The sequence below is a fragment of the Ruegeria sp. YTSA072 genome (assembly GCF_059610285.1).
In genome coordinates, this window is sequence record NZ_JBXWNI010000009.1 from 124645 (window position 1) to 144635 (window position 19991).

Annotated in this window: 22 protein-coding genes; 12 read left to right on the plus strand and 10 right to left on the minus strand. The window is 58.3% G+C overall.

What is annotated here, in order from left to right:
• Window positions 1-84: 84 nt before the first annotated feature.
• Window positions 85-2460: a mechanosensitive ion channel domain-containing protein gene (locus AC2FIB_RS15685; RefSeq protein WP_496735354.1), complete on the minus strand. Its 2376-nt coding sequence runs from the start codon at window positions 2458-2460 to the stop codon at window positions 85-87.
• Window positions 2461-2817: 357 nt separating this feature from the next.
• Here AC2FIB_RS15685 and AC2FIB_RS15690 point away from each other — a divergent pair, with 357 nt between their 5' ends.
• The 7 genes from AC2FIB_RS15690 to AC2FIB_RS15720 are packed head-to-tail and all read left to right on the plus strand — an operon-like array spanning window position 2818 to window position 9315.
• Window positions 2818-4032, plus strand: a complete 1215-nt coding sequence (locus tag AC2FIB_RS15690; protein ID WP_496735352.1) for a glycosyltransferase family protein — start codon at window positions 2818-2820, stop codon at window positions 4030-4032.
• Complete coding sequence (locus tag AC2FIB_RS15695) at window positions 4029-5276, plus strand: glycosyltransferase family 4 protein (RefSeq protein WP_496842359.1); 1248 nt, start codon at window positions 4029-4031, stop codon at window positions 5274-5276. The genes AC2FIB_RS15690 and AC2FIB_RS15695 overlap by 4 nt, the downstream gene beginning before the upstream one ends.
• Window positions 5276-6352, plus strand: coding sequence for a glycosyltransferase family 4 protein (locus tag AC2FIB_RS15700; protein WP_496735349.1), 1077 nt, complete (start codon window positions 5276-5278; stop codon window positions 6350-6352). Before AC2FIB_RS15695 ends, AC2FIB_RS15700 begins: the two co-directional genes overlap by 1 nt.
• Complete coding sequence (locus AC2FIB_RS15705; protein ID WP_496735348.1) at window positions 6349-6933, plus strand: histidine phosphatase family protein; 585 nt, start codon at window positions 6349-6351, stop codon at window positions 6931-6933. Before AC2FIB_RS15700 ends, AC2FIB_RS15705 begins: the two co-directional genes overlap by 4 nt.
• A complete protein-coding gene (locus tag AC2FIB_RS15710; RefSeq protein WP_496735346.1) occupies window positions 6930-8072 on the plus strand; it encodes a glycosyltransferase family protein in 1143 nt (380 codons plus the stop codon). Before AC2FIB_RS15705 ends, AC2FIB_RS15710 begins: the two co-directional genes overlap by 4 nt.
• Window positions 8069-8824: a polysaccharide deacetylase family protein gene (locus AC2FIB_RS15715; protein WP_496735344.1), complete on the plus strand. Its 756-nt coding sequence runs from the start codon at window positions 8069-8071 to the stop codon at window positions 8822-8824. Before AC2FIB_RS15710 ends, AC2FIB_RS15715 begins: the two co-directional genes overlap by 4 nt.
• Window positions 8825-8838: 14 nt before the next feature.
• A complete protein-coding gene (locus AC2FIB_RS15720) occupies window positions 8839-9315 on the plus strand; it encodes a class I SAM-dependent methyltransferase (RefSeq protein ID WP_496735343.1) in 477 nt (158 codons plus the stop codon).
• On the opposite strand, the gene AC2FIB_RS15725 is transcribed toward AC2FIB_RS15720, so the two are convergent.
• Window positions 9316-10455, minus strand: coding sequence for an alpha-D-ribose 1-methylphosphonate 5-triphosphate diphosphatase (locus tag AC2FIB_RS15725; protein ID WP_496735342.1), 1140 nt, complete (start codon window positions 10453-10455; stop codon window positions 9316-9318).
• A 52-nt stretch (window positions 10456-10507) separates the two neighbouring features.
• Here AC2FIB_RS15725 and AC2FIB_RS15730 point away from each other — a divergent pair, with 52 nt between their 5' ends.
• Window positions 10508-11191, plus strand: a complete 684-nt coding sequence (locus tag AC2FIB_RS15730) for a DUF1045 domain-containing protein (RefSeq protein ID WP_496842361.1) — start codon at window positions 10508-10510, stop codon at window positions 11189-11191.
• Here the strand turns inward: AC2FIB_RS15730 and AC2FIB_RS15735 are convergent.
• The 8 genes from AC2FIB_RS15735 to phnG are packed head-to-tail and all read right to left on the minus strand — an operon-like array spanning window position 11173 to window position 16479.
• Entirely contained in the window at window positions 11173-11721 is a 549-nt protein-coding gene (locus AC2FIB_RS15735) for a ribose 1,5-bisphosphate phosphokinase PhnN (RefSeq protein WP_496735340.1), read from the minus strand. The genes AC2FIB_RS15730 and AC2FIB_RS15735 overlap by 19 nt on opposite strands.
• Window positions 11718-12401 (minus strand): phosphonate C-P lyase system protein PhnL, encoded by a 684-nt coding sequence (gene phnL, locus AC2FIB_RS15740; RefSeq protein WP_496735339.1) that lies wholly within the window; start codon window positions 12399-12401, stop codon window positions 11718-11720. The genes AC2FIB_RS15735 and phnL overlap by 4 nt, the downstream gene beginning before the upstream one ends.
• Before the next feature lie 24 nt (window positions 12402-12425).
• On the minus strand, window positions 12426-13196 hold the full coding sequence (gene phnK, locus AC2FIB_RS15745) for a phosphonate C-P lyase system protein PhnK (RefSeq protein ID WP_496842362.1): 771 nt from the start codon (window positions 13194-13196) through the stop codon (window positions 12426-12428).
• Window positions 13193-14053 (minus strand): alpha-D-ribose 1-methylphosphonate 5-phosphate C-P-lyase PhnJ, encoded by an 861-nt coding sequence (locus AC2FIB_RS15750; protein WP_496735336.1) that lies wholly within the window; start codon window positions 14051-14053, stop codon window positions 13193-13195. Before AC2FIB_RS15750 ends, phnK begins: the two co-directional genes overlap by 4 nt.
• Complete coding sequence (locus tag AC2FIB_RS15755) at window positions 14050-14322, minus strand: hypothetical protein (protein WP_496735335.1); 273 nt, start codon at window positions 14320-14322, stop codon at window positions 14050-14052. The genes AC2FIB_RS15750 and AC2FIB_RS15755 overlap by 4 nt, the downstream gene beginning before the upstream one ends.
• Before the next feature lie 28 nt (window positions 14323-14350).
• Window positions 14351-15442, minus strand: a complete 1092-nt coding sequence (locus AC2FIB_RS15760; RefSeq protein WP_282120761.1) for a carbon-phosphorus lyase complex subunit — start codon at window positions 15440-15442, stop codon at window positions 14351-14353.
• Between the two features lie 3 nt (window positions 15443-15445).
• Window positions 15446-16021 carry a phosphonate C-P lyase system protein PhnH gene (gene phnH / locus AC2FIB_RS15765; RefSeq protein ID WP_496842363.1) on the minus strand — a complete coding sequence of 192 codons (576 nt, stop codon included), beginning with the start codon at window positions 16019-16021 and terminating at the stop codon, window positions 15446-15448.
• Window positions 16018-16479 (minus strand): phosphonate C-P lyase system protein PhnG, encoded by a 462-nt coding sequence (phnG, locus tag AC2FIB_RS15770; protein WP_496842364.1) that lies wholly within the window; start codon window positions 16477-16479, stop codon window positions 16018-16020. The genes phnH and phnG overlap by 4 nt, the downstream gene beginning before the upstream one ends.
• A 103-nt stretch (window positions 16480-16582) precedes the next feature.
• Between phnG and phnF the strand changes: the two genes are divergently transcribed.
• The 4 genes from phnF to cysK all read left to right on the plus strand — a co-directional run bounded on the left by phnF (window position 16583) and on the right by cysK (window position 19960).
• Entirely contained in the window at window positions 16583-17293 is a 711-nt protein-coding gene (gene phnF, locus AC2FIB_RS15775) for a phosphonate metabolism transcriptional regulator PhnF (RefSeq protein ID WP_496842365.1), read from the plus strand.
• A 199-nt stretch (window positions 17294-17492) separates the two neighbouring features.
• Window positions 17493-17747, plus strand: coding sequence for a hypothetical protein (locus AC2FIB_RS15780; RefSeq protein ID WP_496735332.1), 255 nt, complete (start codon window positions 17493-17495; stop codon window positions 17745-17747).
• Window positions 17748-17755: 8 nt separating this feature from the next.
• Window positions 17756-18817, plus strand: a complete 1062-nt coding sequence (locus tag AC2FIB_RS15785) for a glutathione S-transferase C-terminal domain-containing protein (RefSeq protein ID WP_496842366.1) — start codon at window positions 17756-17758, stop codon at window positions 18815-18817.
• Between the two features lie 66 nt (window positions 18818-18883).
• Entirely contained in the window at window positions 18884-19960 is a 1077-nt protein-coding gene (cysK, locus tag AC2FIB_RS15790; RefSeq protein WP_496842368.1) for a cysteine synthase A, read from the plus strand.
• Window positions 19961-19991 lie beyond the last annotated feature (31 nt).

Below are 19991 nucleotides of genomic sequence, written 5' to 3' on the forward strand. Positions count from 1 at the left end.
ATCGCCACGCGGTACGCGCGGCCCGGCCCAACGCTTTGGGTCTCGTCTTGCCAGAGGCGTCACCCAAAGGGGCGGGAGACCCCCTCAGCGATCGTCCCCACCCGGACCGATATCGTCCAGATAATCCTCGTCAATCGCCGCCTGCACCGCACCCGTCACAGCTTCGCGCTGTTTGGGCGTCAAATCCTCGGGGTCCTTGCCCTCGGCCAGGCGCACAGTGACCTCACGGTGTGCGAACTTGATGCCTTCGCGGGCGAACAATTCCCGGATGTCCTGATAGACTTTCTTGCGCACCAGCCATTGATCGCCCGGCTTGGTCATGAACTTGACCCGAATGATCATCGCAGAGTCCTGCATTTCGATCACGCCCTGCGACTTCAGCGGTTGGATAAAGTTGTCGCCGATCACCGGGTCGCTCAACAACTCTTGACCCAACTTCTTGATCAGCTTGCGCACCTTCTCGACATCGGTGTCATACGTCACCCGTAACGGCAGTTTCATGATCACCCAGTCGCGTGAATAGTTGGTCAGAACCTTGATCTCACCAAAGGGGATGGTGTTCAGCGCACCCAGATGGTGACGCAGCTGGAACGACCGAACCGAGATCTTTTCGACCGTTCCCTTCACGTCGCCGATGTCGATGTACTCACCCTTGCGGAACGCGTCATCCATCAGGAAGAACGCCCCCGAAAAGATATCGCGAACCAATGTCTGCGACCCAAAGCCCACGGCCAGGCCCACGACACCAGCACCCGCGAATAGCGGGCTGACATTGATACCCAATTCCATCAGGGCAATCAGCGCTATGGTCACAACAACTACGGCCAGAATGGCCCCACGGAACAAAGGCAACAATGTTGCCAGGCGGCTTTGCCCACCTTCGCCGCCTTCATCGCCCAGCTCAGCCTCACCACCGCCGTCGTCAATCTCCTGCGCGATCTTCGAGTCGATCCCGATGCGGAAAAAATGGAACAGGATATAGCCCATGAAGAGGATCACCATCACATCCAGCGCCCGCTCGATCGGCAGGTCCTCGCTCCAGCTGGCATCCGGATTCCAGATTACCACCAGCGCATACAGACCGACAACAAAAGCCAGAATACCGGCAACCCGCCGCGCCAGATCTTCGTAGGTCAGGATCGAGTGCTTGCGCATCTCGGCCTGCGGCGTTTCGATCACTTCAACCTCGGCATCCGCCTCATCAGCATCGGCATTCATTGCGTCAAGCTGGTTGTTGCGATTGAAATACCGTTCCAGAAGATAGTTCATGGCCCCATAGGCAACCACGACCGACATAAAGATAGCATAGCTGCTGGCTACGATTGGGATCGAGTTTTGATTTTCCAGCACCAGGTCGACGGCCAGTTTGAACCAGCTGAACACCATGTAAAGGATCAGCACCGGCGCCCATGCGAACGAGATTAGGCGCAGAATCCACGACACCTGATCCGGTGATCGCCCGCCGCGGATAGCGTTCGAGATGGCGCGGGCGTTGAACAGGATCATCAGGACATTGCCGATCGCACCAAACATGGTCAGGCCGCCATAGACCAAGGCGTAGACGTTATAGTTCAGCCCAAAATCAGCGACCCAAGTGGCAAAAAGCACCACGGTAATGTCGTAGGTCGCCAGCGCCGAAGCCCAGATATACAGGCGTTTTGCGTCACGATCCGAGAAAGGCGGCAAGCGATATTGGCTCAGATACGGGGATAGAACCATGCGCCACAGATCAGACACCGTACGCGACAGGAAGAAGGCGGTAAAAATTGCTGTGACCGTGAACTGGATCGAGATGTCCTCAGCCTCGCCGAAAAACACGAAACCGACGATAAGCGCCATCACCATGGCAAAAATCGTGGCGCCTATCCCCATCAGGAACCGGAACACCAAAAACGGCATCTTCTCGCGATAGCCTTGCGGATCTTCCTTGGATCGCGCGACGACGATTCGCTTTGCGATACGCTTTCCGTAGATTTCAATCGACAACCATCGTCCGATCAAAAGGAAAAGAACGTTCCAGAACAGGACCTCGACGTAGGTCTGTATTCGGCCATCCGGGCTGGTCTGACGCAGGATGTATTGCACCTCGAAGATCGAATAAGGCAGCGCCTGAAGCCGTGAATTCATCGAGTCGCGAAACTTCGAAAACCGCTCCTGCGCTTTCATAAGCTGCGAACCATCGCCCATCGGATCCCCGGGTACAGCCTCGGGGGTGACACTGTTTTGCTGGCCGGAAGACACGATTTGCCCGGCGCTGTCGATGACGATCACACTGGCCCCGGCTTCGGTCGCGGAACGGATCGCCGTAGCCAGATCGCTGTCGCTGGCTGTGTCCGAGCTGCTGCCCCCGGCTGAGGGATACCCCGGTATCAGAGAAGTCTGCGCGACTGCACCGGTGACCAGCGCCAGAGTGAGGGACCAGATTACAAACGTTAATCCAGCCAGCAATGTTCGTGTCATCGGATATTTTTCCAGTTCGCCATTCGTAACACAGGTTATCGAAGCCCGGTGGCGGGTTCAAATATTCAACCCCCGCAGCCTCAACATCTTATCAAGCCGTGTTCCCCGCACCATGCTACGAACAGAAGTGTTTGCAACCCGGAAAAAACTGAATATGACCAACCTGACGCTGTCATCATGACGGATGGGCAGGAAATTTGATATAGAACAGGGCGCAGATGCGAAACCCACGGCTAAAATCGAAACAAGCCGGTAACGACTGGTGGGATCAGTGATTTTGCACGCGGCTAAAAAAAATATATACGATACGGGTGCAAGCGCGCGGAGTTGCACCGGAACACTGAATTGGGCAAAGGCATGAGCCTAGGAAGACAAAACGATACAACCGGCCGTGCGCCGCGCATCTTGTTCTACAGCCACGATACGTTCGGGTTGGGTCACTTGCGCCGATCCCGTGCACTGGCTGGTGCGATGACGCAGGCTGACCCATCGGCATCGGCGCTGATCCTGACCGGGTCACCCGTGGCCGGGCGGTTCACCTTTCCGCGTCGCGTCGACCACGTGCGTTTGCCAGGTGTGACCAAACGCGCCGATGGATCTTATGCATCCCAGACAATTGGAATGGGCATCGAGGAAGTTACTGAGCTGCGGGCGGGTCTTATCCAGACGGCGGTTCAGCAATTCGATCCTGACGTCCTTATCGTCGACAAGGAACCAACCGGTTTCCGCAGCGAGTTGTTGCCCACCCTGGAAAAATTGCTGCGGTCCCGCCGCACCAAAATGGTTCTGGGCCTGCGTGACGTTTTGGATGAACCCGAAGTGTTGGCCGCAGAGTGGGAGCGGAAAGAAGCCATTGCAGCAACCGAAAGGTTCTACGACGAAATCTGGGTGTACGGGCTGCGCTCCATCTATGATCCGACCGAGGGCCTGCCGCTCAGCCCTGCCGCGCAGTCGCGCATCCATTGGACTGGTTATTTGCGCCGTGATCTTGGACCGATAGGCGATCCGCCGGAACAACCCTACATCCTGATTACGCCGGGCGGCGGCGGTGACGGCAAAGCCATGGTGAATCAGGTTTTGTGTGCCTATGAAAAAGACCCCAACCTGTCACCGCGCGCTGTCCTTGTCTACGGCCCCTTCCTGTCGGGCGAGCTGCGCGACGATTTCGAAACCCGCGTTGCTGCGCTGAATGGTCGGGTCACGGCTGTTGGTTTTGAATCGCAGATCGAAACGCTGTTTGCCGGCGCTGCAGGTGTGGTCTGCATGGGCGGCTATAATACGTTCTGCGAAGTGCTCTCGTTCGACAAACGCGCCGTCATCGTTCCACGCACAACACCGCGGCTGGAACAGTGGATCCGCGCCTCACGAGCCGAGGGCCTGGGACTTGTCAGAATGCTGGACGAAAACCGTGACGGGTTGACGGCGGACACGATGATTAAGGCTATTCGCAATCTGCCCGATCAGCCATTGCCTTCTCAGGCAATCCGCGACGGCCTGCTGGATGGTCTGGACTATGTCACAAGCCGCGTGGACGCGCTGCTTGGTGGGGAACGGGAACGAGCCACCGGATGACGTCAGGAAAACCCAAGCTCGCGGTGCTGGTCAAAGGATGGCCGCGCCTTTCAGAGACGTTTATCGCACAGGAACTGGTCGCCTTGCAGGACGCAGGCCACAGATTTGACATCTGGTCCCTGCGCCACCCGACCGACATCAAACGCCACTCGCTGCATGAGCGGTTTAGGGGGCAGGTCCACTACCTGCCCGAGTACCTGTACGAAGAACCTGATCGCGTCTGGGCCGCGCGCCACATCGCGCAAACCCTGCCCGGCTATACCGAGGCTTATAAGGTCTGGCGCTCTGACCTGCGGCGCGACCCGACACATAACCGCATCCGGCGTTTCGGGCAGGCCTGTGTTCTGGCCGCCGAGTTGCCCGAGGAAACGCACGTGATGTATGCGCATTTCATGCACACGCCGTCGTCGGTCGCACGCTACGCCGCCATCATGCGCGGCCTGCCCTGGAGCTTTTCGGCACACGCCAAGGATATCTGGACGTCACCCGATTGGGAGAAAGCCGAAAAACTGCAGGCCAGCACGTATGGGGCCGCTTTTGGCGCAACCTGTACTGCAATCGGGGCCGAACACTTGCGCAGTTTGGCCGATGATCCGGCTCGGGTCGATTTGATCTATCATGGCTTGGACCTGAGCCGTTTTCCCGATCCGCCGACCCGCGCAGCTCGGGCACCGGATGGGCCGTTTCACATGCTCTCCGTCGGTCGTCTGGTCGAGAAGAAGGGCTTTGATCGCCTGATCGATGCGTTCGCCATGCTACCCAATTCGCTGGATTGGCACTGGACGCATATTGGCGGCGGTGCGCTTGGTGATGAGTTGCGCGAACGGGCTGAGGCCCAAGGTATCGCAGACCGGATCACCTGGAAGGGGGCCTGCGACCAGCCCGAAGTGATCGAGGCGATGCGCACATCTGATCTGTTCGCGCTGCCCAGCCGGATCGCGGCTGACGGAGATCGCGACGGGTTGCCAAATGTTCTGATGGAGGCTGCGTCGCAGCTGTTGCCGATCCTGTCGACACCGGTTTCCGCCATTCCGGAATTCATAGAAACCGGGACACACGGCGTTTTGTCCGACGACAACCCGTCCGCAATTGCCAGCGCGATCACCGAATTGGCCGCCGCTCCTGAGCGTACTGCATCTATGGCCAACGCTGCCTATTCCCGCCTGATTGCAGAATTCCGCATGGACCCCGGCATTGCCCTGTTGTCCAAACGGCTCAGCGCATTGGGCGCGGGCAAAGACTGATGGCCCGCGTCGCCTTTTTCTCACCGATGAAATCTCCGGACAGCCCGGTGCCGTCGGGTGATCGGGAAATGGCGCGCAATCTTATCAAGGCGATCGGGGCGCAGGGTGATGAAGTCAATCTTGTCTCAGGCCTGCGCATCTATGACAAAACGGGGGATGCAGCGGTTCAGCAGCGTCTCCGCTCTGACGCCGATGCCGAAGTTCTGCGACTGGTTGCTGACATGCCTCATGACACGGATTTATGGGTGACCTATCACAACTACTATAAGGCCCCCGATCTGCTGGGCCCTAAAGTGTGCGCCGCTCGAGGCATCCCTTATGTTCAATTGGAAAGTACCCGTGCGACCAGCAGGTTACGCGGCCCATGGTCCGGCTTTGCGCAAGCCGCACATGAAGCCTGCGACACAGCGGACGTCATTTTTTACCACACGGCCAACGATCTGATCACGCTGGAGCGTGAAAAATTCGAAGATCAGCGTCTGGTCGAATTACCGCCCTTTTTGCCAATTTCGAGCCTGCCGCCCGCCTCCTCATGTGACGGGCCGATGCTGGCGGTGGGAATGATGCGGCATGGCGACAAACTGGCGTCGTACCAACTGCTGGCGCAGGCCCTGTCGCATTTGAACGAGGATTGGGCTTTGGATATTGCAGGGGATGGACCTGCGCGGGCTGAGATCGAAGACCTTATGACACCGTTTGGCTCGAAGGTCCGGTTTCTTGGGCAACTGGATCGTGACGCCCTGCAAAACTTATACGCAAATGCGTCCATCTTAGTGTGGCCCGGCGTGAATGAGGCTTATGGCATGATTTACCTTGAGGCGCAGGCCAGCGGAGTTCCGGTTGTTGCGCAGAACAGGCCCGGTGTCCGCGATGTTCTGGCGCCGGCCAACTACCCCGAGGTCGAAGCAGGATCCGAAGCGCTTGCCGCCAGGCTACAGACGCTGATTGGCGACCCTGCCCTGCGTCGTTCGCTTGGTACGACAGCCCGGGAATACGTGTCCAACCGCCACCTGATGCCCGCAGCAACCGAACGGTTCTGGCAGGCTGCACGGCCTTTGATCGGAGGCACCGCATGAGCCAACTTGCTCTTTTGCGCCACGGCCACACCCATTGGAATCGCGCAGGCCGTATTCAGGGCCGCAGTGACATTCCGCTGGACGATGACGCGCGCACCGAACTGGCCGGATATGAATTGCCCGAGTCGTGGAACAAGGCAGCGCTCTGGTCCAGCCCCCTGCAGCGCGCCAGCGAAACCGCCGCATTGGTCGCGGGGCGAGAGCCTATGGTGTCCGAAGCCCTGACCGAGATGAACTGGGGCGATTGGGAAGGCAAGCGCGGCGTTGACCTGATTGCAGAAGCAGACAGCGGATATCGCCATATCGAGGATTGGGGCTGGGACTATTGCCCACCAAACGGCGAAAGCCCGGCGGACGTGCGGGCGCGATTGCAACCCTGGCTGGACGGATTGCAGGGCGACACCGTCGCCGTGTGTCACATTGGGATCATGCGCGTCATTCTGGCCTCGGCCTGGGGATGGGACTTTGACGGCACCGCCCCATTCAAGATCAAGCGAAACCGCCTTTACGTCATTGATCTGGATAATTTTCAGCCGCAACCCGAACCGGTTCGCCTGTTGCGACAAGGCCCCCGCTTATGAAGGTCATGATTGTTGTCACCCACCTGTTGGGCACCGGGCACCTGAGTCGCGCGTTGACGCTGGGCCGAGCCTTTGTCGCGGATGGGCATGATACCTTCGTGGTCTCTGGCGGGATGCCTGCTCCTCAATTGGACACGTCCGGAATGACGTTGTTGGGACTGCCCCCTTTGCGCTCGGATGGCACTGATTTCACCCGTCTTTTGACACAAGCCGGAACGGTGGCGGATGAGGGGTATTTCGCGGCGCGCAAGACTGCTCTGGTTGAAGCAATTCGCAGCTTTGCACCGGATGTTCTGATCACCGAGCTTTATCCGTTTGGCCGCAGGTCTCTGGCAGATGAATTTTCAGCCGCGCTGGAGGCCGCCCGTGACATACGCCCGCGCCCGATAATTCTGGGATCGATCCGGGACATTCTGGCACCGCCGTCAAAACCCTTAAAGGCAGAGCGGGCGGAGCAGATTATTGCAGAGCATTACGACGGCATCCTTGTCCATTCGGACCAGAGCGTTGTGCCGTTGAACGTCAGTTGGCCTGTGTCTGAGCAGCTGGAGGGTCACCTGTTTTACACGGGTTTCGTGGCTCCACTGGCCCCAACACCGCACAAGGATGTAACCGGCAAAGGCGAAGTGCTTGTCAGCGCAGGCGGCGGTTCGGTTGGGCAGCCGATCTTTCGCGCGGCCATCGAGGCCGCCCAAAAGATGTCCAACAGGCGCTGGCGCCTGTTGGTCGGCGGACAGGATGCAAAGGCGCGCATTGCAGAACTGCGGAAGCATGTGGCGGATGCCCCTGTCACTCTGGAATCGGTGCGACCCGATTTTCGCCAGATGCTGCCCCACGCGGCGGCTTCGGTCAGCATGTGCGGCTACAATACGGCATTGGATATTCTGCAAGCAGGAACCCCTGCCGTGTTCATTCCATTTGATGACGGCAATGAGGTCGAGCAGAGCCTGCGCGCCCGCACCCTTGCGGAAATGCCCGCCATAGATGTCATCCCAAGCAAAGATTTGAACGGAGACCTGTTGGCCGAGGCCGTGGGCCATGTGATTTCATCGGAACCCCGTCCGGTCTCAGATCAGGGGTTCGATGGTGCAGCGCAATCCGTACGCATAGCCAAGGGACTTTTGGAGCGCCGCAGATGAGTGTTGACTGGCGCAGTTTGACGGATGAGCTGGAACTCTGGCGTCAACAAGAACTGGCGCTGCCTTTGTGGTGGCGTGACGATGACGCGGTGTCCGCAACGCCGCAACTCGACCGATTGTCCACGATGTCAGACCTCCTTGGGGTACCCGTCCATTTGGCTATCATCCCCCGTAATGCCCAAGACATGCTGATCGAATATGTTGCCGCCCGGCCAAACCTGATCCCGGTCGTGCACGGATGGGCCCATCAGAACCACGCACCACCGGATGAAAAGAAATCCGAATTCCGCCTGCACCGGCCCATGGACGATATCACTGGGGATATCGGCTCGGGGATATCGCGGCTGCGCGCCATGTTTGCAGATCGATTGTGCCCGATGTTCGTGCCGCCATGGAACCGCATAGCGCCAGAAGTGGTTCAGGAATTGCCCGCAGCAGGGTATCGCATCCTATCGACCGCCACGCCACGATCCAGCACGCAGGCGGCACCTGGATTGGCCCAGATCAACACGCATCTTGATCCAATCGACTGGCGCGGATCACGCGGACTGGCCGACCCCGACATGTTGATCGCCAAAACCACTCAACTGCTGCAAGATCGCCGCGAGGGTCGCGCGGACAACACCGAGCCCTTTGGCATCTTGACCCACCATCTGGTTCATGATGAGGACATCTGGGCCTTTACCCACGACCTGCTGCACCGGCTGCTGAACGGGCCGGGCTTTGTCTGGTCTGCCCCCCAAACCGATTGAAAACGGAGATCTGAATGAGCCGACTGGATTCCATGCTGCGCCGACTGGCCGCACAACGTGACGGTTTGAATTGGGCTGTCGATCAGATCTCAGACACTGCGGGCGACGTGCTGGATATGGGCCTTGGAAACGGGCGCACTTATGATCACCTGCGGGAAATTCTGCCGGATCGAAGGATCTGGGTCATGGACCGCGTGCTGCAGTGCCATCCGTCCAGCACACCGCCAGCAGAGGATTTTTTGCAGGGTGAAGCCGAGCCGATGCTGCACAAACTGGCAGAAGGTGGACCCAGGATCGCTTTCGGTCACTACGATTTCGGGCGAGGTGTCAAGGAAGAGGACGTTGCCGAAGCCGCGCGCCTCAGCCCACTGATTGCGCAGGTGATGTTGCCCGGTGGTCTGCTAATCTCGGGCCAACCTTTGGTTGGCTTTGAACAGATAAGCGGCCCGGACACCATCGCGCCGGACCGTTACTTGTTCTACAGGGCCTGATCAGGCCACGCGCCGTCCGCGTGACCAAACGCCATTCAACGCAGGGGTGCCTTCGCGCATCCGGAACCGGATGACGTCCGCCCGGGTGCCCGCCCGCAACTCACCACGATCATCCAGCCCAACGACCTCTGCCGGTGTCTTTGTCACGGTTTTCAGACCGCGGGCAAAATCACCCCACATCTCGCCCAGTTTCACAGCAGACAGCAACAATGCGGATGGCACGTAGTCCGAGGACAGTATGTCGAGATGGCCCAGCTGCGCCAATTCATGCGCAGCGACATTGCCGGAATGCGACCCACCCCGGATCACATTGGGTGCGCCCATCATCACCTTGATACCGTGATCATGACAGGACTGCGCAGCCTCGACCGTGGTCGGGAATTCGGCAAGGGTGATCCCGTGACCGGCCGATACGCGCACCTGTTCGTCCGTCGTGTCATCATGGCTGGCCAGCATCGCACCAAACCGTTTGGCCGCTTTTACCGTCTCAACCTCGTGCAGATCACCATAGCGGTCGCGCATCGCCTTAAGGTCGGCCACGTGTTGCAGAAATCCATCTCCCTCAAGCCCCAGTTTGCCTTTCAGATACGCTTCCAGTTTCGACAAATCGCGGAACTGCCGTTGTCCGGGCGTGTGGTCCATGAGTGAGACCAGACCTACACGGTCTTCGGGCCCGAATTCGTTTAACTCTTCGGCCAGGGTTTCCGAGCAGACCTCGGCCCGCAAATGCAGAAAATGGCTGATCTTCAATGTATCCTGTTCCCGCAACTGCCACAGCTCACGCGACAGACCGCGCGCGTATTTGACATAGCGTTGCCCGGATGGGATCGAGCCTATCCGCATCGCATCGAACACGGTCGTGATCCCGGTACTGGCCAGTTCGGCATCATGGGCCAGAATAGCGGCTGCATGTGGCCAGTCGACCTTGGGCCGCGGCTGGATGTGGCGCTCAAGATTATCGGTGTGCAGTTCGACCAGACCGGGGCAGACATAATCGCCTTCGCAGTCAATTGCACCAGCGGGAACAGTTGCGCCGGTCGCGAACTCGGCAATCGTATCCCCCACAAACCGAAGGCTGCCCACGACCGTCTCATCGGGAAGAACAAGCGTGGCATTGGCAAGTATCATTTCTTCTGTCATCTGAACTTCACAAGGTTTGAGCTATTGGAAAGGCCACGCATAGGAGGCCAATGTGACATTCACGCGATACGCGATCTATTTTGCGCCACCGGCTCAGGCCGAATGGACAATCTTTGCGACCCAATGGTTGGGCTGGGACATGGAAGCCGGAACTGAAGTTGCGCATCCTGTCATTGACGGCGTGGACGTCGCAGCCGCGACCGATGTTCCACGCAAATACGGTCTTCACGCGACGTTGAAGCCGCCGTTTCGCCTGAACAAGGGGCAATCTCTGATCGACTTGCAAGACGCCTGTGAACGGTTGGCCGGAACGCAACCGCCCGTCACGCTGGACGGGTTCGAGATCGCCCGGCTGGGTCGTTTTCTGGCCCTGCGGCCCTTGGGCGATACCGACGCCCTGAACGCGCTGGCAACGGCTTGCGTCCGCGAACTTGACAGCTTTCGCGCCCCCGCGCCCGCCGCGGAACTGGACCGCCGACGTGCCTCGGGTCTGACGCCGGAACAGGACGCCAACCTGCTGCGTTGGGGGTACCCTTACGTGATGGACACGTACCGTTTTCACATCACCCTTAGCGCAAAGCTGGACAAACCCACGCTGAAAACCGTGCTGGCCGCTTTGGAGGACCATCTGGTCCCCCTGCTGCCCGCGCCGTTTCAGATTAAGGATATGGCGCTTATGGGCGAAGCCGAAGATGGGAGGTTTCATCTGATCCATCGCTACGCCCTTTCCGGTTGAAGCCCGGCAAGGATCGCATCAATCGTGACTTCCAGCGGCCCGGAATTATCAACTTCGATCACGCGGTTCAGCCCGTCGGGCAAGGGCATACCAGCCCGTCCCAAACGACGCGCCTGATCAGAGGTGCTTTCCCGCCCGCGTACAAAGAGGCGCTGCGCCAGCACCTCAGGGTCCGCTGTCAGCGAAATCACGATCAGGTCGCCAAAAACCACCTGCGCGTTCAACAAAACCGAACGGGACAGATTGACCAACAGCGCATTCGCCGTTTGCCGTTGGTCTTCGATTTCATTCGGGATGCCGTAGCGCAGCCCATGCGCGCTCCAGTGCAACGCAAAGGCTCCGTCCAGCACCATCTGCTCGAAGATTTCAATCGACACGCGATCAAAATCTTCGCCTTCTTCGCCTTCGGGGCGGGTTATCACCCGGCGAACCCGCAGGATACCTGGCGACGCCGCGACCAACGCGTCCATGACGCTGTCTTTGCCGACACCTGACGGACCGACAACGGCTATGACAGGCGCAAGCCTCATGCGACCATCCCCGGGGTGAATTCAGACACGTTGATCTCGCGATCACAGACCCGGTTGCGCGCTTCGACATCGTGGAAGATGCCAACAATCGCCGCGCCGCGTTCTTTGGCCTCTTCGATCAAAGACAGCACCGTTTCGCGATTTTGCGCATCCAGTGAGGCAGTCGGTTCGTCCAACAGCATCGCAGGGTAATCATGCGCAAACCCACGTGCGATGTTCACCCGCTGCTGCTCACCACCCGAAAAAGTGGTCGGGCTCAGGCTCCATAGTCTTTCGGGAATGTTCAACCGCCGCAACAAACCCGCCGCCTTGTCCAGCGCCGCTTGCTTGTCGCAGCCAACGGCCAACAGCGGCTCGGCCACCACCTCAAGCGTCGGCACTCTGGGGACCACACGTAAGAACTGACTGACATAGCCGAGCGTCTCGCGCCGCAAAGCCAGAATTTCGCGCGGTTCGGCCTTGGCGACGTCCAGACCACCGACAAGGACCCGGCCTGATGCGGCCAGATAATTTCCATAGACCAACCGCATCAGTGTCGATTTCCCTGCGCCTGAAGCCCCGGTCAGGGCGACGCATTCACCTGCGGCGACATTCAGAGATGCACCCTGCATCACCGGAATTACGGCACTACCCTGATTGTGCAGGGTAAAGCTCTTGCTGACATTGATAAGCTCAATCATAGCACTTCATCTTTTTCCAAATACTCAAACCCGCAGAACGCTGGACACGAGCAACTGCGTGTAGGCATGTTGTGGATCGTCCAGAACCTGATCGGTCAACCCGGCCTCAACCACTTGACCGCTTTTCATCACCATCAGTCGATCCGCCAGCAGGCGTACGACGGCGAGGTCATGGGTGACGATGATCGCGCTCAACCCCATCTCACGCACCAACCCGCGCAGCAGATCCAGCAGACGCGCCTGAACGGAAACATCCAGCCCGCCCGTTGGTTCATCCATGAACACGAGGCGCGGCCCCGTGACCAGATTGCGGGCAATCTGCAATCGCTGCTGCATCCCGCCAGAAAAGGCCGACGGACGGTCATCCACACGAGATTCCTCAATCTCAACCCGGCCCAGCCAGTCGATCGCACGGTCCCGGATGTCGCCATAGTGACGATCCCCCACCGCCATCAGACGCTCGCCAATATTGCCGCCAGCACTGACCGACATCCGCAAGCCGTCGCGCGCATGCTGATGCACAAAGGCCCAGTCCGTACGGCTTAGCATCCGACGTACCGGTTCGGACATGGTGACTGTATCCACCGGACCATCAGCGTGTGTGTCAAAAATCACCTGCCCCGCATCGGGTTCCAGATGACCGGCCATGCAATTCAACAGCGTCGACTTGCCCGATCCGCTTTCACCCACGATCCCCATTACTTCTCCAGGGAAGAGATCAAAACTCACATCCGAGCACCCGATCCGCGCGCCATAGCGCTTTTCAATGCCTTTGACCTGCAATAAGGGGGTCATGCCGCATTCTCCTCGGCCAATCGGCCCTTGTGGCCCGCTTCGCGGCGTGACCGGCAATAATCGGTGTCGGAACAGACGAACATCCGGTTGCCTGCATCATCCATGATCACTTCGTCGAGATAGCTATCCTCTACCCCACAAAGATCGCATGGGTGATCGGCTTTGGTGGCCTCAAACGGGTAATCCTCGAAATCCAGACTGACGACCTTGGTATGCGGCGGAACCGCGTAAATTCGCTGTTCCCGCCCGGCACCAAACAACTGGATCGCGTCCATCTCAAGCTTTGGGTTGTCGAATTTCGGGATCGGCGACGGGTCCATGACATAGTGATCCGAGACTTTCACCGGATAGGCATAAGCGGTCGAGATCGCGCCGTGCTGGCTGATGTCCTCATACAGCTTAACATGCATCAAACCGTATTCTTCGAGGCTGTGCATCTTGCGCGTCTCTGTCTCGCGCGGTTCCAGAAAGCGCAGAGGCTCCGGGATCGGCACCTGATAGACGATGATCTGATCCTCGCGCAGCTTCGCCTCGGGGATGCGGTGGCGGGTCTGGATGACTGTGGCCTTTTCGGTTTCCTCGGTCGTTTCCACACCTGCCGTGTTCTCAAAAAACTTGCGGATCGACACAGCATTAGTGGTGTCATCGGCACCCTGATCGATCACTTTAAACGTGTCCTCGGGCGTCAATGTAGCGGCTGAAACCTGCACTCCACCGGTGCCCCAGCCATATGGCATAGGCATTTCACGGCTGGCGAATGGCACCTGATAACCGGGCACAGCCAGACCTTTCAGAATGGCGCGCCGGATCATTCGCTTGGTTTGTTCGTCCAAATATGCGAAGTTATACTCATTCATTTTGATGTATCACTTTGTTTTTGGTGTTTTTGTGGACGTATTTCTGTTGGGCGCACTGTTATTGGCGCTATTGGTGTATCTTTTCTTTCACTCTCGTCATGCGAAGCGACGACGTCGTGCGCAAAAGCGGGATCCAAATGGCGAATGGAGTTCGGTTGGCGCGCGCACGGACTCGCCACCCGGTAGAAACCTGCGACGCCAATAAGGCAGGTTGGTAAAATCCCCAGCTTGGCTTGCCGCCGCGCATATGCGGGCGCTATCCAGTTCATTGATGCCCCCTTTCCTTTGGCTCGACCTTCATTCCGCAGCTTCTTTCGGCTGCATCCGTTCTTCGGCTTCGCGTCGTAGTTTGCGAACCAGTTCCAGCTCGGACTGGAAATCCACGTAGTGCGGCAGCTTGATATGCTCGAGGAAACCCGTCGCCTGAATGTTGTCCGCATGGCTGAGCACGAATTCCTCGTCTTGCGCGGGTGCGCCCAGATTGTCTTCGCCCAACTCTTCCCAACGCAGGGCGCGATCCACCAAAGCCATCGCGATGGATTTCCGTTCAGACTGACCAAACACCAAACCATAGCCACGGGTGAATTGCGGGGGTTCCGTCTTGGAACCTTTGAACTGGTTCACCGTCTCACATTCGGTCAATTCGATTTCGCCGATGTCGATGGCGAAACCCAGTTCCGGGATGTCCATTTCCACTGCGACCTTACCGATCCGCAACTCACCGACGAATGCGTGGTTACGGGCGTAACCGCGTTGCGTTGAATAGGCCATGCCCAGTACAAACCCCTCATCCCCGCGGGTCAGGGATTGCAGACGCAGGGGGCGGTTCGACGGAAACTCCATCGGTTCGCGGGTCAGATCACCCGGGGTGGTGTCACTGGCGGGTTCATCCTGAATGATGTCCTCGCCCTTCAGGAACTTAGTGATATGCGGCGTCGCCTCGGTGCGGGGTTGCGCCGTAGGCGCAGCCGGAACCTCACCTTCTGCGGCCAGTTTGAAGTCCAGCAAGCGGTGTGTGTAATCAAAGGTTGGCCCCAGCACCTGCCCGCCCGGCGCATCCTTGAACGTGGCCGAAATCCGGCGATCACACGCCATCTCATCAGTCTTAACCGGGTTCGAATAGCCAAATCGCGGCAATGTCGTCCGGTAGGCTCGGATCAGAAAGATCGCTTCGATCAAATCACCGCGCGATTGTTTGATGGCCAGGGCCGCCAAATCGGGGTCGTACAAGGACCCCTCGGCCATCACCCGATTGACCGCCAGACCCAGCTGTTCCCGGATTTGGGCGATGCTCAGTTCGTCAATGTCGGTTGCGCCGCGTCTTTCTTCCGCCAACCAGGCATGTGCGTTTTCGATGGCCGTCTCGCCACCCTTGACTGCAACATACATTGCCTAGGCCTCCACACTGATTTGGGTACTGCGAGGCAGGGCCGCCACCCGGTCGTCGCAGGTAAAAAAGAAGTCACATCCAAGCGGGTACAAAGCCGCGTTGGCCTGCAGTGCCGGGGCATCCGGCAAGGATAGCCGCGCAGTGTCTTTGATCCCCGGACCACTTAGAATAGCACCTGCTTGTTGCAGCGCGTCACATTCAACAATCAAGGTGGCCGAGCGATCTGGGTATTCTGCGGTACCGATACGAAATGATCCCAGTGGGCTGAGCTCGGCCCAACTCCCTACGGCGAAATCTGCTACAGCAGCCTGTGAAATGGGCGCACCTGTGTGAAAGGTCAGCCACTCGCGCACCCCATCGTTGTTGAACGCGCCCGCCAGATGGACCTTTGTCTCGGGGTCACACAAAGTCAGCAGCAAGGTTCCCGCTGCGATCGACAGGGGCTTTGGCGGTTGCGCACCCTTCAGATCACGGATTTCTCCGGGCTGGGCCATTACGGTCATGGCGGCGCGGAATGCATGCGCGGCCTGGACCGGTGCATTCTGAAAACCCCCGGAAAACTGGGTCTGCGCCGTCATGTATCCTCTCCCCTTACCATGGTGAAAAACTCAACCTTCGTCGCTGCGGCTTTGGAGGCGCGATCTGTTCTGGCGGACCGCATCTGACCCTTGAGCGGCGCGATCACTTGGTCATGAACTGCACCCGCAGCCGAGGTCTGCATCAAAGCATCAATCAACGCGGCCGCCTGGGCCTTGGGCTTGGACCGACCCTGCACGTATCCATGCCCAACCGTTCCATCCTGGAGCACCAGAGAACACCGCGTGACGGTCATTTCCCCAAGGTTGAACCGAGAACCAGTGCCACCAGTGCGCCCGCGCACCATGACGCCGCCCACTTCGGGGCTGCGCAGCCATTCAAAATTCGGGCGTACTTCGTACTTGTCCCAAAGGGGCATCAGCGCGCTTTCGGGCGCACGCGCCAACAGGCCCATCCAGTCCTGTCGCGTTGCCTTAGAATTATATGTTTGATCTGTCATCAAAGCCTCTTGGCCGGGTTGTCTACGTGATCTATACAACTAGACAAATACTACATCCCGCTGCTGTAGCTGGCAATCCGCAACCTTGTGAAGATTTGATGACATGAGAAAAACACCTGTCTGGAAAAGCATCGCCCTGAACCTGACATCCGACATTGCGGAAGGTCGGTACAACACCGGCGACCGGCTGCCGACCGAGGCACAACTGGCGGCAAAACACGGGGTCAACCGCCATACGGTACGGCGCGCGTTGTCGGATCTGGCGGACCAAGGTCTGGTGCATGCCCGTCGCGGCGCCGGTGTCTTTGTCGCGGCCCGTCCGACCGATTATGCCATCGGCAAGCGCGTCCGATACCACAAGAGCATCTCGGCCAGCGGTAAGATTCCTGGCAAAAAGATACTTACGCTCACAACGCGCGCCGCAGATGAAACAGAAGCAGAGGCCCTGGAGATCGCTTCAGGCGACCAGGTACACGTATATGACGGACTGTCTCTGGCGGATGGGCAGCCAATCGGGCTGTTCCAAAGTGTCTTTCCCGCGGACCGCTTGCCCGGCATTCTTGAGGCGCTATCCGAGACAGAATCGGTAACGAAGGCTTTGCAGCACTGCGGTGTTAAGGATTACACCCGCATCTCAACGCGCCTGAATGCGCGCGCGGCGACGGCAACACAGGCCCTGCACCTGCGACTGACAGAAGGTGCGCCTGTTCTGTATTCCGTCGGCATAAACGCTGATCCCAATGGTCTGCCGGTTGAATTTGGGCGAACCGTATTTGCCGGAGATCGGGTCACCCTGACCCTGAACGAGGAATAAACCGCGATCCTCTCGCCTGTCCTCAACATCCTGGCGGAGGTATCATCCCGCTGGGCATTTTCCCAATACCACAAGGGCAGGTCCCTCATGCGTTCGGCGTTGTCGTGACGGTTGGCGCGTTAGCTCATTCTGGGTTCCAGATTGTGTTGCCACAAAAACGTCTGCCAATCTCGGCCTGTGAACTGGGAGCAGTGAATGAGTGGGCGGTGACCTTGCTTGCGGACTAAAGGTTTTGGAAAAGGACCATGCCGATCTCGATCTGGCCCTTGACCAATACACACGGACGGCCAATCGTGTGATCAAGCTCATTCAATTGGATGAGGCTCAGGCCCGATCCGAAGTTGGATCTCTGCGCGACACCTCGGAGGCCATCGAGGCCTTTCTGAAACGCCACCTGAGCGATGAGGAAGACCTTGCGGTTCCAATCATCCTGCACCACCGCCTAAGAGGATAAGGCCACGCATGACCGACCATTCCAAACAGGAAGATCAGGCCCATGCCTCAGAACGCCGCGCACGAGGAGAGTTCGTGCGCGGCGTCAGTGGATTCCGACATGCTATCGGCGATCCAGAGTTCCCGGCTGAACCGGGGCGCTATCACCTGTTTGTTGCGCTGAATTGCCCATGGTGTCATCGGGTGACGCTTGCCCGCAACATATTGGGACTGCAGGGTAGCATTTCGATGGATGTGGCCTTTCCCAATCGCACCACAGAAGACGACCCAGAGGGGCCGAACAACTGGCAGTTCGCCCCCGAGCTTGTTGCTTCCGCAACTGGGGCGACGTTGCCTGAATGCACCTTGGAAACCGTAACGGGACAAGGTTTCAGGTTGGTTCGCGAAATCTACCGGGATGAAGGCTCAGAAGAACGTTCAGTTCCGATCCTGTATGACAAAATGGCCGGCCGTATCGTCAACAATGAAAGCGCCGAGATCATTCGAATGCTGAATGGCAATGCGGCGCTGCTGGGCAGCTCCTCTAATGAAGGCAACCGGCCCAACCTATACCCGGATGATCCTGCGATCCGAGCTGAAATTGACGAACTGAACGTGCAAATCTACGTCGCCATCAACAACGGGGCATACAAGGCCGGGTTCTCGTCTGATCAAAACGTCTATGTCGCCAGTTTCGGAACTTACTTCAAAGCATTGGCGCAACTGGAAGATCGCTTGGCCAGCGATGGCAGACCTTTTCTAACCGGGGACCGATTTACAGAAGCCGATCTGCGCCTTTTCCCGACGCTCTACCGCCACGACCCGGTTTACTACCTGCGCATGAAGCTGAACGGCGCCAAGATCCTTGATTACCCGCACCTCTGGCGCTGGCTTTGTCGCGTCCATAACCTGCCCGAGGTGGCAACAAGCAGTTCACTGGATCACTGTCGGCAAGGGTACTTCGGCCGAAGCTGGAATGGTGTTATTCCCGCAGGCCCGTTTGTTCCCATGGCGTATCCCGAAGCTTATGGGCATCCGGAACTGGCGGTCCAGCGTGTGACCCCATCGGTCATTCCCAAGACAAATGTTTAAAGCGCTGAAGCAGCGAAATTGGTATAAACTAGCACGAATTTTTCCAACCAAGAGAGGGATATTGCCATGGGAATTCGGCAGACTGAGGGACGCAAACGGCTTTATGACAGTGTTCTCGATACCGTAGGTGACACGCCCTGCATTCGGATCAACAAGATCGCGCCGTCGCATGTGACGGTCTATGTGAAATTCGAGGCTTTCAATCCTGCAGCTTCGGTCAAGGATCGTTTAGCGCTGAACATTATCGAGGCGGCGGAACGTGACGGGCGGCTGAAGCCCGGCCAGACTGTGGTCGAGGCCACATCCGGCAACACCGGGATCGGCCTTGCGATGGTGTGTGCTGCCAAAGGGTATCCCCTGGTGTTGACCATGGCCGACAGCTTTTCGGTCGAGCGTCGCAAGCTGATGCGCTTTCTCGGCGCAAAGGTCGTGCTGACGCCGCGGGCCCAAAAGGGCTTTGGCATGTATATCAAGGCCAAGGAACTAGCCGAACAGAATGGATGGTTTCTGGCCAGCCAGTTCGAGACGTCAGCGAATGCCGACATTCACGAGAACACCACTGCTCGAGAAATCATGGCAGATTTCGAAGGTGAGCGGCTGGACTATTGGGTCACCGGCTATGGCACCGGCGGGACCGTTTCCGGGGTTGCACGCGTTCTTCGGGCAGAGCGCCCCGACACGAAAATCATCCTGACAGAACCCTCCAACGCAGCGATTGTGTCATCGGGTTACACAAACACCCGCAACGAGGGTCACCAGCCCACCGAAAGCCATCCGAATTTTGAGCCACATCCGATCCAAGGTTGGACCCCAGACTTTATCCCATGGGTTCTGCAAGAGGCGATCGACAAGGATTACTATGATGAATTGATCCCTGTCCCCGGTGCCGAGGGGATTGAATGGTCCAGACGGCTGGCGTCGGAAGAAGGGATTTTTACGGGAATATCTGGTGGCTCGACGCTTGCTGTTGCTATGAAAGTGGCCGAGCAAGCGCCACAGGGATCCGTTTTTCTGGTGATGTTGCCAGACACGGGCGAGCGCTATCTCTCCACACCACTTTTCGACGGGATCGAAGAAGATATGACCGAAGACGAGCGCGTGATTTCGATGTCGACACCTTCGGCACAGATGGCCGCTGAATAGGCAAAGCACACTTCATCTGGACGCTTCTATG